10 protein-coding genes are annotated in these 14,931 nt (G+C 53.7%); 4 read left to right on the top strand and 6 right to left on the bottom strand.

Translation table 11 applies throughout. From position 1 onward, the window contains the following. Positions 1 to 6: 6 nt before the first annotated feature. Genes AC1EK1_RS06850 through AC1EK1_RS06840 form a run of 3 tightly spaced genes read left to right on the top strand, consistent with a single transcriptional unit; the run spans position 7 to position 6,255 of the window. On the top strand, positions 7 to 3,366 hold the full coding sequence (locus tag AC1EK1_RS06850) for a SusC/RagA family TonB-linked outer membrane protein (protein WP_480306353.1): 3,360 nt from the start codon (positions 7 to 9) through the stop codon (positions 3,364 to 3,366). A gap of 28 nt (positions 3,367 to 3,394) precedes the next feature. After that, positions 3,395 to 4,912, top strand: coding sequence for a RagB/SusD family nutrient uptake outer membrane protein (locus tag AC1EK1_RS06845; RefSeq protein ID WP_480306351.1), 1,518 nt, complete (start codon positions 3,395 to 3,397; stop codon positions 4,910 to 4,912). A 20-nt stretch (positions 4,913 to 4,932) separates the two neighbouring features. Then, positions 4,933 to 6,255 (top strand): hypothetical protein, encoded by a 1,323-nt coding sequence (locus tag AC1EK1_RS06840; RefSeq protein WP_480306350.1) that lies wholly within the window; start codon positions 4,933 to 4,935, stop codon positions 6,253 to 6,255. Positions 6,256 to 6,273: 18 nt separating this feature from the next. Here the strand turns inward: AC1EK1_RS06840 and AC1EK1_RS06835 are convergent, their stop codons facing one another. The 6 genes from AC1EK1_RS06835 to tsaE form a co-directional block, all read right to left on the bottom strand. Continuing rightward, positions 6,274 to 6,921: a hypothetical protein gene (locus AC1EK1_RS06835; RefSeq protein WP_480306348.1), complete on the bottom strand. Its 648-nt coding sequence runs from the start codon at positions 6,919 to 6,921 to the stop codon at positions 6,274 to 6,276. Between the two features lie 251 nt (positions 6,922 to 7,172). Continuing rightward, entirely contained in the window at positions 7,173 to 8,786 is a 1,614-nt protein-coding gene (locus AC1EK1_RS06830; RefSeq protein ID WP_480306347.1) for a YifB family Mg chelatase-like AAA ATPase, read from the bottom strand. 17 nt (positions 8,787 to 8,803) lie between these two features. Next, the gene (locus AC1EK1_RS06825) at positions 8,804 to 9,787 is read right to left on the bottom strand and encodes a hypothetical protein (protein ID WP_480306346.1); all 984 of its coding nucleotides are present in this window, start codon (positions 9,785 to 9,787) and stop codon (positions 8,804 to 8,806) included. Between the two features lie 2 nt (positions 9,788 to 9,789). Continuing rightward, entirely contained in the window at positions 9,790 to 11,973 is a 2,184-nt protein-coding gene (locus AC1EK1_RS06820; protein WP_480306345.1) for a hypothetical protein, read from the bottom strand. 36 nt (positions 11,974 to 12,009) lie between these two features. After that, positions 12,010 to 12,258 (bottom strand): hypothetical protein, encoded by a 249-nt coding sequence (locus AC1EK1_RS06815; protein ID WP_480306344.1) that lies wholly within the window; start codon positions 12,256 to 12,258, stop codon positions 12,010 to 12,012. Positions 12,259 to 12,264: 6 nt separating this feature from the next. Continuing rightward, positions 12,265 to 12,747: a tRNA (adenosine(37)-N6)-threonylcarbamoyltransferase complex ATPase subunit type 1 TsaE gene (gene tsaE / locus AC1EK1_RS06810; protein WP_480306343.1), complete on the bottom strand. Its 483-nt coding sequence runs from the start codon at positions 12,745 to 12,747 to the stop codon at positions 12,265 to 12,267. A 930-nt stretch (positions 12,748 to 13,677) separates the two neighbouring features. Here tsaE and AC1EK1_RS06805 point away from each other — a divergent pair. After that, positions 13,678 to 14,925, top strand: a complete 1,248-nt coding sequence (locus AC1EK1_RS06805; protein ID WP_480306342.1) for an amidohydrolase family protein — start codon at positions 13,678 to 13,680, stop codon at positions 14,923 to 14,925. The last annotated feature ends 6 nt before the right edge of the window (positions 14,926 to 14,931 follow it).

Genomic DNA, 14,931 nt, shown 5'->3' with positions numbered 1-14,931 from the left:
TAGAGTATGAGTAAATTGAGAAATCTGACATTTATCACCCTATTGATGATAGGGCTGCTGGGACTGTGTGGGTCGGTCCTTGCGCAAGAAGGCTCCGGCACCCTGACGGGGCGTGTGACCGACAATAGTGGCACCCCGATCTTCATGGCCACAGTCCGGGTAAAGGGTACCACGGTCGGTACATTTACGGACGAGCATGGAGACTATAGGATTGATCTCTCCGCCAAAAAATTCCCTGTGACACTTGTCTTTTCGTATGTCGGTAAACAGACTATCGAGAAAGAGGTCAAAGGACCGGGTAAGGTCAAGACCATCAAGCTCCAGGATGCAGACAATGTCTTGGAGGAGGTCGTGGCGACCGGTATGCGCGAGGTACAAAAGCACGAGATGGTGGGATCTGCCAAGGTGATCACCGCACGAGACCTCACACTCAAGGGATTTTCGACGGTCGACAAGCTACTGGACGGTATGGTGGCCGGGCTAAACAGTACTACCGTGACCGGAGCCCCTGGTAGTCGAGCCAAGATAACTATCCGTGGCGAAAACAGCCTGAGTGGCAACACTGAACCACTGTGGGTCATTGATGGGCTCCCCATGCTCACGGGGATTCCGCAGGTGAGTGGAGGCAACTATGCCGCCTCCATCATGCAGGACGGTATCGGCAACATTATGCCCGAGGATATTGAGAGCATCTCCATCCTCAAGGACGCTGCAGCGGCATCCATATATGGTGCCAGGGCGGCAAACGGTGTCATCGTCATCACGACCAAAAAGGGATTTAGGAGCAAGACTCAGATCAACTACAGTGGGACCGCCACTTTGAGTACCATGCCACACGTTGACCTGGGAATGATGTCCTCCGGCGAAAAACTCGACTACGAGAAAATGATCATCGACAACTTTGGTGTCGACCAGATGCAAAAAGCCGGACGGGGTGGACGATTGTATGGAAACTACCTGAAGGGATACCTGACCAAGGAGGAGTACATGCAACAGGAGGCTCTCCTCCGTGGACGAAACACCAACTGGCTGGATCAGATCTTTAGGACCGGCTTTTCGCACATCCACAATATCAACCTGCGTGGGGGTACGGAAGAGCTATCCTACTACACCTCCGCATCCTATACAGACCAGCAGGGAATCCTCCTTGCCAATAAGTATCGGAGCATGGGCTTTTTGGTAAACATGGACTACCGCCCAAGCGACAAATGGATCTTTTCGCTCAACCTCAACCTCAACAACAGGATCAATAAGAACCACGCATCGGCAGTGGACCCATTTAGGTACGCTATATTTGCCAACAAATACGAGGTTCCCGATGAGCCGGATCTCAGCTACCTACCTAATAACTTTACCAACGTCACCTCCGACATGCTGAAGTACAATACCTTCAACATGCTCAACGAGCTAAGACGCACTCGTCGGACTGAAAACGCACTGAACGCAGATGCAACCCTAAACATCCGATGGGAGCCGATAAAAGGACTCGCACTGCAAGCCCTTGCGCGGAAAGGAATCAGCCACTCAAAGGACATGACCGAGATACCGCCCAATACCTACACTTCCTATAGCGGTGAAGAACTGGCCAAGCTGATCTACCAGCAATTCCCGATATACCCCAAGCAGTACGACAATGGCGAGCTGAGAGAGGCCACAGCGCAGTCCGACAACTGGGCAGTACGCCTGCAGATAGACTACTCCAAGGCCATCAATGAGAACCATATCCTGACCCTCTTTGGTGCAGTTGAGGCTATGTCGAGAGAGTACAATGGATTTGGGTACAAATCTCCTGTGTACTACGATGACTACCGGATCACGGGACTGCCACAGTTCGATGGTACAAATCCCAGCTATGCGCAGTTGAAAAGTAGGCTCGAGGGACTGTACCACACCAATGATGGGCAAGAGCACTCCGTCTCTTTCATCGGATCGGCCATGTACAACCTGCTCCAGGATCGCTACATCTTCAGTATGAACCTCCGTGCAGATGGGGCAGACGTGATCGGAAACGTCAATAGGTATACTCCGCTCGGATCAATAGGAGTACGGTGGAATGTCCACAAAGAAAAGTGGTACAACATCCCCTTCTTGCGAGAGCTATCCATACGCACTTCAGGCGGACTCACCGGTAATATCGACCGAAGGGCCTATCCATTTTCCGTTATTCGCCTTGGTGGCAACACCTATATGGGCAACAGACTGGTAGAGGAACTGAGGTTTCCCAACCCCACTGTGAAGTGGGAACGCAAGAGGGACCTCGGTATGGCCGTGGAGAGCAATGTGCTCGATAAAGTATTTATCACAGCAGAGTACTACAACAACCGCACCACCGACATTTTGGACGAACTACCGGTAGCCCCATCCATCGGCCGACGGAGTGTCAAAGCCAATGGCGGAATTACCGAAAACAGTGGGTGGGAGCTTGACCTACGCGTAAAGTGGATCGATACCCCGGACCTGCTTTTCTCCACCAACTTCAATATCGCCCGCAATAAAAATAGGATCCTCAGATCGCAGCACAACTTTTCTTCATGGATCGATGCCACCAAGAACGGTCACTACCTAGGTGGTGTGGTGAACGTCGTAGGTCACGAAGTGGGAAGTATCTTTGGCTGGGACTATGCGGGTGTGAATCCCCTGACCGGCAACCCCACTTATTACATGAACGAAAGAGCGAAGCGAGAGTACGCTCACATGCTGGACGGCTGGGACACCTACTCCCCGGCAGATAAGGAAAAGTACCTCAACTACATTCGGGACTTCAATACGATCCCCGACGTAGTGGACTTTCTCAACCAACCGATGAATAGCTACAGTGATGAGCCATTTTTCACCTCATCCATGAAGTGGCTTGGGCGTGCCAACCCGATGTTCATCGGTGGATTTGGGACTTACCTAAAGTACAAGCAATTTGAGTTCACGACAAACTGGACCTACAAGATGGGGCACATTATCCCTCTCTTCAGCGACCTGCTCGATGCCCCCGGTGCTGGAGATCAGGGAACTGCCAACCTATCTGTCTCCAATACAAACCGTGAACGCAAGTATCTAGGTTTTTGGAAAAAAGCCGGTGATATCACCACTGTGCCACGATTCACGACCAATAGCACGGAGCAGTGGTCCTCCAACCATACCTCCGACAAGTATGCACCGGGTGACTTTTTACGGCTCAACGATCTCTCCCTTTCGTACCGCTTCACGCAGGCACAGCTGAGGTACACCAAGCTCTCTACCTTGAGGATGAGCCTCACCGCTCGCAATCTCTGCACTTTTACACGGTACAGAGGATTGGACGTGGCGACACAAGGGGCTTTCAACTACCCTGTCTCGCGAGAGTTTTCGTTCAAAATAACATTGGGAATCTGACCCTCTATAAGAAAGGTTGCAGAACACTATGAAAAGAACTATTCACACCGGCAAAGTATATACCAAGAGTCTTTTGCTCCTTGTCGCCCTTCTCCTATCCGGGGTGCTTTCAGGTTGTAAAGACTTCCTTACGATGACCCCACGAGGCGAAAAGGTACTTCGGACTGCCGAAGACTACCGAGATGTCCTGGGTAGCTTTTTGCGCATGATGAGCGTCCCCAATTGTCCGCAGTTTGCACCGTTGTTTGGAGTGGACAACTTTGCGATGCCCTACTTTAGATTGAGCACCCTGCTCAGTGTCTACTCGATGGAGATGCAACTCGACGACACCCAGGGATCGCGCTTTTACGATGCCAAGGCCAACGCCTACAACTCTCAGGGTCACGACTATCTAGCCTGGACTTCGTCCGATGACGAGGTCTGGATGTGGTACAACTCAATGCTTGGTCCGCTGAACCTCATCGTATCCGATATCGACAACATGATCATCACCGACCCCAATGTGCGCAATATGGTCATGGGCGAAGCATTGGTATGGCGTGCGTTCGGCTACTACAAGCTCCTACAGTACTACTCCCCCTATGAGGACAACCAGATGGGGGTACCTATGTTCTTGGACCCTACGGATGACGCCGGCAATGCCATGCCACCACGCCAAACTCAGAAAAAGGTCTTCCATCAGATCATCAAGGATCTAGAGACAGCCAACGAACTACTCGACAAGACAGCTCGACAGCCCTACAATTTTGCCTTACGCCGAGACTTTATCTATGCTTTCCTGGCAGATGTCTATTGGTACAAGGCCGACAGCGGGGCCAAAGAGTCCAGTGACTGGAGCAATGCCCTCTCGTATGCCCAAAAAGCGATGAAGGGAAGGACCCTTGTCAATACCTCGGAAAAGCTCTCCGATATCTTCGACATAGGCAGTGGCAAGACCGAGCGTATCTTTGAGAACGACGAGTTTTTTCTCCGCATTGCCGATGGAGCTAATGGACAGAAGATGAATTTCATAGAATCCTATGTCAAATCCACCACCAATGGCTATCTCGAGCCCGCCTTCAGAGATCTGTACACCGATGAGGATATCCGCAAAGCGGCCTACATCACCCCGGAGGGTCGACTGAAAAAATACAATCTGGCAAGTGTCTCCTCGTACTGGTCCGGATTCGGCGTCTATATGCCTTTCCGACTAGCCGATGCCTACCTGATCGCCGCAGAGGCTGCCGCACGACTTGGGCAGAAAGATCTATCTGCGGAGATATTGGGTCAGTTTGTCGCTGCTCGATACACCACCACGCATCCGGTGCCGACCAATATCGACGAACTCTTACGCGAGATCCGTACCGAACGCAAAAAGGAGTTTCTCGCAGAGATCGATGCAACTTGGATTGCCATGAAACGCTACCAAGAAGAGGTCACTCGTCTAGTGGGTGGAAAAGAATACCACCTAGATGGCAATGACTTTAGGTACAGCTTCCCGATCCCACGGTTTGAGCTGGATAAGAACAAGGCCATGACCCAAAACCCCGGCTGGAGGCGTAAATGATTCACGACACGATTACAAACATGAGACGAAATAAAGAACAAATGAGCGCAAATGCGCCAATCACCACACTGTTGCTTTCTGCATTGGGGCTGTTTGGCCTACTGTCTGGATGTACGCCCCGACAGGATGTGGTCTACGATACCTCTCGTACCAACCCCGATATCATAGACTCCATTGTCCTCAAGCCCTCCAACGACTATCTCATTGCCTCTCCCGACAACGAGGTGGATCTTACTCCCGTCTGCTACTATACACGGTTGGGCAAGAAGTACATTATCCCTCTCGATAATATCTCGGACGAGGACTTCGTTTGGCGTGACGAAGCCGGCAACACAGTTTCGCGCCACTACATAGCCAAGGATCCGGCTCTTGCCGGGCAGGACAGGACCTTCACGGTGACCATGAAAGGCGGGAAAAAGCTACAGTCTGCCCCGGCCACCATACACATTGTTGCACCGACCAAGAGTCCGGAGCGTGTGGTCATCCCGATCGTTTTTCACCTGATTCAGACCTACAAGGAGGTGACAGAGTCCGGCATACACTATGAGTATGGGGTCTTCACCAAGCAGCTCGACAAGCTCAATCGTGTTTTTGCCAATACAGTGGTCAAGACAGCGACCGGTGTCGATGCACGCATACAGTTTGTCCCGGCAGTGTACGATCCCAATGGCGAAAAGATGGTAGAGCCGGGGCTCAATAGAGTCCTCTCTCAGTACCACATAGCTACTGATCAGATCAGGGACAAGGATCTGCCCGGAATTTTTGAGAAAATCATCGCCGATGCACCCAATGTCGACTGGCCATCAGAGGATTATCTCAATGTATGGCTGGTGTCAGAGGCCTCGGACAATATCAAAGCTTTTGGCAAAGCGGTGCTGGAAAAAAGGATTGCCCCCAAGTACCTCATACAAGGGGCTACCACTGATGGTATGCCCGGAGGTATCGAGGCTGCTCCTCTGGCGGAGGGGCAAAGCCCGGAGCTGTACCAAAAGGGGATCCCCTTCCTAGCCCAGGACATCCTACCTTCCTACAAAAAGGGGGAGAGCAGTACCAATGAGTTCATCTACTACATCGGACGCTACCTAGGGCTAAAGCCCACCCCCGATGATGACCTAAAGCTCACCGTCAGCTACAGTCCGGGCGACAACTCGTTTTACCTCAGCAACAACACGGATGTCAAGGAGACGGAGACCAACTTCTTCCGCTCCACCAACATTATGGACGACCGTCATGGGTTGCATGTCAGCATCTCTCAGGATCAGGTGCCGATCATGCACTGGACGCTCCAAAACGTTGTCGGACGTCAAGCGTGGCGTTCAACCAAGGCTCTGACCGGACACTGAGCCGGTCGGCCACTGGAGTCAAAACTCCAGTTCCAAGCCGATCATCAGCTCCTCCGGGGCAAGGCGAAGTCCGATCCCGTTACTTCCGACACCGGGTTCCTCACCCATAAAGTAGTTGTGCCTATAGCCTACAAAGCCCATACGCAAGCAGAGGCAAAGCCCATCGGTGAGGTCAATGCAAGCCCCGGGGCGTAGCCCCACTTCGAAGCCATTGCGACGCTCGGTGCTATCGTTGCGTCGCTCGCTTGAGAAGTTGAATCCCACACCGCCGTCCACAAAGAGATTGAACGGCAACCGATGTAGATAGTAATAGCGGACAAAAGGCGAGAACTTGAATGCGTTCCCAACAGCCTTTTGTCCGCTTACTGTGTTTATCCCCTGTTCGTGCTCATAGCCTAGGAGGATCCCTACTCCCCAGTCCTCGCTAAATAGGTACCCTACTTCGGGGCATAGGGTTATGGCTAGAGACTTCTCTTCCGGCTCGGCCCAAAAAAACATTGCTCCTCCCACAATGCATCGCCCTCTGTGGTCATGCTCATAGTGGACGAGGTGGTGGACTATATGGTCGGCTGGACGCTGCTCCGCTCCGACTTTCTGAGCCCGGGCACCACTTATACTCACACATGCCACAATAGTGGCAAATAATACGGCTATACGCTTTTTCATCCGGATCTTCATTGCTATGGTGACTATACTGAGAGAGACGATGTGCGCCCTTAGGGTCCTTGAGACCGCACGCACAGGTCGCACTCCCTTTTACGTAGCCAAAGTTCGTCAGATCCACCTAGGCTGTCAATACCTAAAAGTGGGGGTTTTCTCCACCGTTTTTGATACAAAATGCCCAAAATGAGACCATTGGCCAAGGTTCCATTTTGGGCAAAGTGGGTGTACTACGACCGAGGATAGTCGGTGGAGTGCTAGTACTCGCTCTTTGGTGAGGCGGAGTAGTGACCCCAGGAGTCACGATCCATCTTGCGGTAGTTGATGGCTTCGGCGATGTGTCGGGCCAGCACCATCTCGCTGGCGTCCAGGTCTGCAATCGTCCGTGCGACCTTTAGGATGCGGTCATAGGCTCTGGCGGAGAGGGCAAAGCGCTCCATGGCGAGCTTGAGCTGTTGCATACCCAGAGGCTCTACATGTACAAATCGGTGCATCAGATTCGGAGTCATTTGGGCATTGGTATGGATGCCGGGACAGTCCCTGAACCTCACCTCCTGTATTTTGCGAGCCTGTATCACACGTTCCCGGATGGTGGCACTGCTCTCGGAGGGGGCTTTTTGGGCGAGAGCGTCAAATGGCACCGGCGTGATCTCGCACTGGATGTCGATCCTGTCCAGCAACGGACCGGAGATACGCCCCAGATAGGAGGTGATCATGCCCGGGCTACAGGTGCACTGCTTGTAGGGGTTATTGTAGTTGCCACAGGGGCAGGGGTTCATCGAGGCCACGAGCATGAAAGAGGCTGGGTAGTTGACCGTTTTGCGCGCTCTGGAGATAGTGATGTTGCGGTCCTCCAGTGGCTGCCGAAGCACCTCCAGTACATTGCGCTGAAACTCAGGCAACTCGTCCAAAAACAACACTCCGTTGTGGGCCAGAGAGATCTCTCCCGGCTTGGGGTAGGAGCCACCACCGACCAGTGCGACATTGGAGGTGCTGTGGTGGGGGGACCGGAAGGGGCGCACCTGCATGAGCCCCGAGTTGGGCGGGAGTACGCCGGCCACGGAGTGTATCATCGTCGTCTCCATCGACTCCTCTTTGGTAAAGGGGGGAAGGATTGTCGGCATACGCTTGGCCATCATTGACTTGCCACTGCCCGGTGGGCCGACCATGATGATGTTGTGCATACCGGCTGCAGCGATCTCCATGGCTCGCTTCACCACCTCCTGCCCTTTCACGTCGGCAAAGTCGGGCATGCCGATCGTGGGGAGTGGCTCCAAATCCGGATCGAGATACCGGACCTGCTCCAGTGCGTTGTCGTCGCCCTTGATGTAGTCGATGACATTGCGGAGTTTTCGGGCCGCATAGATGGTCAGCCCCTCCACCACAGATGCCTCGCGTGCATTTTCGTACGGGACGATCATTGCCTCATACATGCCCTCACGTGCCGCCTGTATCGCCATCGGCAGGATGCCGTGTATGGGCCGAATAGTGCCATCTAGCGACAGCTCGCCCATGATCATGGTACGACTCAGGCGCTCCGACTCGATCCGCTCGTTGAGGACCGTGAGTGCCACAGCCAGAGGCAGGTCATAGGCCGACCCCTCTTTCCGGATATCAGCCGGTGCCAGGTTGATGATGTACCTCATGTTTTGGTACGTGTATCCACTCTCCTCCATGGCGGCTTGGACCCGCATTTGGCTCTCCTTCACGGCAGTATCCGGCAGGCCGACGAGCGAAAAGCGTGCACCGCGTGAGGCTTGTGCCTCTATCGTCACGGTGGTGGCGTGTATCCCCGATACGGCCGAGGCATATACTTTTACGAGGAGGGCTCCGGAGTCACCGGAGGGGGCATTGTCGATGATATCCATCATAGTAGGCGGTCGGTCACTTAGGGGGTTCGTGAGGCTTTTAGGAAAAAGAGCAAGCTGTCGGCATCATGTCCACGGTGCTTGATTTGCCCAAGTGAGTCGACAACCATATAGGTTGGCAACCACTCTGCACGGAGACGCTGTGCCTCCTCGGTGGCCGCACCCAGGCTGTCGACCACTGTATAGGTGCGTCCACGACCGGGGAGTGCTTTTTGCCAATATGGAGGGATGCTGTCCGCCAGTGGCAGTACAAAGTAGTTGACCTTGGAGAGGCTGTCCAGTGCGTGCAAAAAGGTGGTGTCGCCCTCCGATAGGCGAGCCCCATCGAGCAGACAAGCGACCAGTAGGGAGTCTTTGCGGATCACCTCTCCCAGCGTCCGAGCCTTGCCCTTGCGGTCCTTCACCGCCAGGTAGTGGGGAAACGAGTAGCTGTAGGAGATTTCTCCGTACCCCTCTCGTCCGAGGAGCTCCAGGTAGGTGCGTTGGTTGAGGGCACTCCGGTTGTATTGGTTCATCAGCTCCGGTGTCTTGCCAAATCTGTCTATAGCACCCAGTGTCTCCAGTAGGCCGATAGGCCGGTCTCCCTCCTCCTCCAGAAGATCCAGTAGCTCCATGGAGAGGGTGTCTCGCTCTTGGGTGAGGTGGTACCACTCCTCCAGGCGAGGTGTGTGTGTGGTGCCTTTCAGCTTGAACTTGGGGGCCAGCGTGACGGAGAGGTCCACCGAGTCGGGGATCAGCGGCAGTATGATGCGGTCCAGCGAATCCGTGAGGAGAAAAAGGTCCACCGAGTCTCGCACGTACTCCAGCCGTGTGGTCTCACCGGCTAGGATCGTATCTTTGGCCACACTGTTGGTGCCGTAGGTATAGAGATAGAGCACTTCGGCGGGGTGGTTACCCGGCCGGATGACCAGCGAGAGGGTCTCTCCACCGGATTTGTGGCCACAACCACACAGGGTGAGTACCAGTGCGCAGAGGGCTAGGAGTAGTCTTTTGGGTTGTGTCATGGTTAGGGTTGATCGGCTGTGTGCGTGGTGATGAGGTCGTAGATCAGTCCGCACTCTCGTGTGGAGAGATCGTACCTCTCGAGGTACTTGAGTAGCGCCATCAGCTTCGATCGGTCGTTGTCCGTACTGTCGTACCACTCTTGGAGAGTACGTAGCCCTTGGGCTCGCTCCCCCACAGCCAGGAGGATGGTTCCGGCCAGCCCCTGGGCCTCTCCAAGCGACGAGATCATCTTGACGGCCTCAGTGGCACGACCCGCCGCCAGCAGTGTCTTGCACAGTAGGTATCGGGCCTCGGCCTGCCGGCCCAGCTCGTCGGAGAGGTAGTCGACCTTGTAAGCTGTCGCTATGGCCTCCTCGTACAGTCCCTCACTCCCCATCAGCCGGAGGAGCTCTAGGCTCAGCTCGTAGTCCTCGGCCGGAGTCAGGGTCATCGTATCGGCATACTCTCGGAGGAGTGTCATAGCCGAGCGATCGCCACCACACTCCCGTAGCAGTTTGGCCTTGCTCTTGATTGTTGTCATCGTGGGACCCTCCAGGTCAATCGCCTTGTCGAGTGCGGAGAGTGCTTCGCGCTGCTGCCCGGCACGGATATTGGCGACAGCGATCAGTCGCCAGCCTGTGGCACTCTCTGCCCCATACTCTCGGATCATTCGGGCATAGGTGTAGGCGGCTGCCGTGTAGTCGCGTTGCTTCGTCAGTCGTTTTGCCAGTCGCTCATACACCTCCTCGCTGAATAGGTGCGTCACCTGCGTCAAGGCACCATCCGGCACATAGGGCTTGGGAGCAAAGATATTCCGAAACGACTTTTTGCGCTCAAATAGGGTGTAAAAGCGGTAGGCACCAAATACAAAGTCCCGCATCCCTCTCCGCAGATCCTTGACTTGAAAGGCCGGTGCGCCCCCCTCTATCGGCATACCTATGCGGCGCATCTGATCCTCGACCTGTCGCCAGTTGACCTCCATGGCATAGAGGTAGCGATCCGAGGAGATGATCTCGCGGTTCTGAAACGCCAAGTCACTCATGGCATCCATCGCGGCCACACTCTCAGGGTCTAGGCTCGGATGCTCGGTGTCATAGGGCAAGAACCAATTCACCGGTTTCTGAAAAAAACGACCCCGACCCATCATCGACGTCATGTGGTACTCCAGGTCATGCTCCAGATAGTCGGCCTGAGTGAGCTTGTCCATGAATTCGGCCAGCATTCCCCCCTCCGCACTATTCTCTGGATCCTCCATCATCTTGCGCTGCAGAGCCTCCATCTGCTCGGCCAGGTCGGCACCTGAGGACTCTCCGAGTGCCCCTACCATGTCGTTCAGCTTGGGCAACAATTGCGACCGAAACACCTTGTGGTCCTCCTCCGTTCGGTAGCAGTTGTGCAGCTCCAGTGTGGCGAGCAGGATGGCTTCGTGGAGCGACGGGTCGCTCATCACGGCTTGGTGGGCCTGCTCCACAAAGTCCGGCATGGTCGTCTCGATCAGATCCTGATACAGACGAGCGAGGAGCAACAAAGCCGGCACCGAGGCCCCCTGTACCATAGGCGAGTCACTCTGCCGACTGCCGACAAAGAGCAACCTCACTTTGCGGGGGTCAAAAGCCAGGGCGCACCCCACCAGCAGTGCCGAGGCCACCACTCGACCCACCTGTGGAGAGGTGGGGTCCTCTAGTAGCTCACTCAGCACTCGCTCCTCCTCCTCGGTCAGGTCGTCACACGTCCAGATTAGGTCAAATAGGTCCTCCAGTAGGTTGTAGTACACCTCGTCGTGCGCCGTCTGTCGGACCAACTCCCGCACCACCTCTATCGAGGCACCCTCTCCCCCCAAACCACGGATCCGCAGGGTCTCCCGAACCGTGTTTCGTAGATTGGATGGATCACGCCACGCCACTCGTTCACTCTGGCACAGATTGGCGAGGACGACCAAGCGCGACCCTATATTGGCCAGTATCGTAGGCCGTTCCGGATCCTCGGCTCCTCGGGCATAGTAGCTCATCAGTAGCCGGTAGGTCTCATTCAGCTCCGCCAGTCGCTCATCGTCCGTCGGCAGACTCTCCGCCAGTGTTGCCATCGCCGACCGGTATCTGCCCCGACCGATTCCGGCAAGTATTTTGTCGTACGCCTCCCACAAGGGACCATTCTCAGCCGGCAATTCCGGACTGCTATAGCACACTTTTCCGGGTACGGGTATCATAGGGTGTTGCTCACTTTTTTGTAAAAAATACTTGGGTCACCGCACTTTGGTACTCATCACCTCCAGTGGATCCACCAGGATCAGGACACCGCAGGCGATCAGGAGCAGCCCCAGTACGACATAAAACAGTCGGGCGTACTGCAACCCCAGATACTTGCGCACCAGGGAGACTCCGCCGGACTCAAAAAACCAGCGACTGCCACGCAAGCCAACCACTACGGCCATCAATCCGGGCAAAAAAAACATCAGCACACCGGCTGCCTTCACCACCAGATCCGCTCGCATAGCCCACTACTCTTGCTTGTATAGGTAGGTGCGGTCGGTGACCGGTGGTAGATAGCGGAGCAGACGACGCTCCCCATCGGCACTCGGCTCGATACGCAGGCACACCACATCATCCGGCAGCAGCTCATCCACCACCTCAGGCCACTCCACAAAGCAGTACCGACCACTGTCGAGATACTCATTCAGCCCGATACGGTACGCATCCGCCAAGCCATCCAGTCGGTAGCAGTCAATATGGTAGACACTCTCACCGACCCTTTCGCCCAAGGTGCGGTACTCATTCACGATCGCAAAGGTGGGGCTGCTCGTCACCTCCTCGATCCCCAGTGACTCGCACAGTGCATTGATCAGGGTCGTCTTGCCGGCACCCATCGGTGCATCCAGTGCCCATACCGGACGATCACCCAGCAGGGTCAGCAGCCGGCGAGCCACATCCGGCGTCTCCGCCAAGGTGTACTCGATACAAAAGGGAGCTATCTCTTCTTTCATTCCTATATACAAACTTCTGTCCAAATAACGAATCCTCCCCGACACCGAGCGGAGAGTGACTCCGCCTTGTCTGCCCAAGCAAATATACACGAAATCATTGAGACCCATTTCCTGACCGTCCGGAGACCCTTGGGGGGTGCTACTACCCGTTGTCTCTCACTCAATCACTGATTGAGTGGGGCTGATGCCCCCACCTGGGGGCGCAAAACAGGTCGGCAAAAACGGCTTTTTCCCATCAAAAACACCCTGGAAAAAAGGACGATTTTCGGGTCCAAAAACGGCCCTTTTGGGAGCGTTGGTAATCAGATGGTTACAAGGGACCTTGGTTTTCACGGATAGAAGCAAAACTTTTCATGGATAGAAGCAAAACTTTTCACGGATAGAAGCGATCGCTTAGACGGATAGAAGAAAAAACCTGCCTCGACAGCCTCCCCAAAAAGAGACTGTTGCACGAAGGCGATCTGCGGCGTTGCTTTCGGAATTCGGCCTAGGTCACGTACGTGAGTACGCTCCCTTAGGCCGGGTAGGCCTTGGTGCCCTACGTGCACCTTGCCCTCATCCTCAGGCCTTGCATCTCATCCTTCGTGCAAAGTCTCAGCACATTTGCTTCAAATGTGCGAGAATGGCACTTCGTGCAACATTCCCCAAAAAGAAAGCTCCCGGAATATCCCCTCAATTCCGCAGCCTCGCGGGTATTGACTTCATGAAGGACACCAAGAGTCAGTATCCAAAGGAATGTTGAGTAGAGATTCTCCCGATTCTTTACTGCGGATAGCCTAGGCTCAGATTTGATGAACGCGGTAACACTTAGTGTAGTACCACTTTTATGCGACTACATCTAATCATAAACTATGCTAAAAAGCACACACTTACAAATGCAATGACTATATTTGGAAATAGATAATTAGTAACCAAATAAGACATATGCGTATGAAAAAGAAATTCTTTAACGCGAAAATCTATCGGAATAGCTCTGCAACTGAGATCATCGTGGAGAATGGTAAGATCACTCAGATCGGTACCAACCTTCCTAAGTGCGATGAGGAGATAGACCTCAATGGCAAGTTTGTACTGCCACCCTATGTAGATCCACACCTTCACCTAGACTACGTCTACACTGTCTCTGAGATGGAGGGGCTTGGAGCAGCTTCGGGTACACTCTTTGAGGCAATTGAAAACTGGCCAAAGTACAAGGCCACAATGACCATTGATGGCGTGAAACGACTGGCTCGTAAGGGTATTGAAGACGAGGTATCACAAGGGGTGCAATTTATTAGAGCACAGACCGATGTCACAGACCCTAAGTTTACTGGTTTCAAGGCCATCATGGAGCTCAAGGAGGAACTGAAAGATATTGTTGATATCCAGGTAGTAGCCTTCCCACAGAATGGAATGTACACTTACAAAGGTGGTAAGGAGCTAGTAGAAGAGGCTCTAAAGATGGGCGCCGATGTAATCGGTGGCATTCCACACTACGAGCCAGCACGTGAGTTTGGTGAGAAGTCTATCCATGACATTGTAGAGCTAGCCATGAAGTACAATGTACTCATCGATGTACACTGCGATGAGACGGACGACGTCATGGCACGTTTCGTAGAGATCCTCAATGCCCTTGTTTATTTTGAAGACTATGGTGAGAAGACCACCGCTAGTCACACCTGTTCCTTTGGTTCGGCAGATAACTCCTACGCCTATAGGATGTTTGATATGTTTAAGCGCAGCAAGATGAACTTCATCTCCTGTCCTACTGAGAATGCCTATCTACAGGGAAGACAAGACACTTATCCAAAGCGTCGTGGCCTTACTCGTGTCAAGGAGTTTATGGAAATGGGTATCAACGTAGCATTGGCACAAGACTCTATCAATGACCCTTGGTACCCACTTGGCAGTGGCAATATGATGAATATTCTTGATAATGCCATCCACCTCACACAATATGCTAGTCCAAAGGAGATAGAGAATGCCTTTGATATGATCACCTATAATGGTGCTAGGTGTCTGAATATTCACGACCAATACGGTATAGAGGTAGGCCGAGATGCCAACTTCATCGTACTGGATGGTGATAGTGCCTGGGATTGCATCCGCCGTCGTGTAGGTGTACTCGCTTCTGTACGAAAGGGCGAATTCCTATTCAAGAAAAAGCCAACTGAGTACGAGGTACCCTTCAAAATGTAAGATCGT

Source organism: Porphyromonas sp. C0026D3 (genome assembly GCF_056590775.1).
This window is presented reverse-complemented; position numbering and strand designations above follow the sequence as displayed.

Bases quoted from the DNA above. Each gene is read 5' to 3' on its own strand.
- AC1EK1_RS06850 (WP_480306353.1), top strand. From the start codon at position 7: ATGAGTAAATTGAGAAATCTGACATTTATCACCCTATTGATGATAGGG.
- AC1EK1_RS06845 (WP_480306351.1), top strand. From the start codon at position 3,395: ATGAAAAGAACTATTCACACCGGCAAAGTATATACCAAGAGTCTTTTG.
- AC1EK1_RS06840 (WP_480306350.1), top strand. From the start codon at position 4,933: ATGAGACGAAATAAAGAACAAATGAGCGCAAATGCGCCAATCACCACA.
- AC1EK1_RS06835 (WP_480306348.1), bottom strand. From the start codon at position 6,921: ATGAAAAAGCGTATAGCCGTATTATTTGCCACTATTGTGGCATGTGTG.
- AC1EK1_RS06830 (WP_480306347.1), bottom strand. From the start codon at position 8,786: ATGATGGATATCATCGACAATGCCCCCTCCGGTGACTCCGGAGCCCTC.
- AC1EK1_RS06825 (WP_480306346.1), bottom strand. From the start codon at position 9,787: ATGACACAACCCAAAAGACTACTCCTAGCCCTCTGCGCACTGGTACTC.
- AC1EK1_RS06820 (WP_480306345.1), bottom strand. From the start codon at position 11,973: ATGATACCCGTACCCGGAAAAGTGTGCTATAGCAGTCCGGAATTGCCG.
- AC1EK1_RS06815 (WP_480306344.1), bottom strand. From the start codon at position 12,258: ATGCGAGCGGATCTGGTGGTGAAGGCAGCCGGTGTGCTGATGTTTTTT.
- tsaE (WP_480306343.1), bottom strand. From the start codon at position 12,747: ATGAAAGAAGAGATAGCTCCCTTTTGTATCGAGTACACCTTGGCGGAG.
- AC1EK1_RS06805 (WP_480306342.1), top strand. From the start codon at position 13,678: ATGAAAAAGAAATTCTTTAACGCGAAAATCTATCGGAATAGCTCTGCA.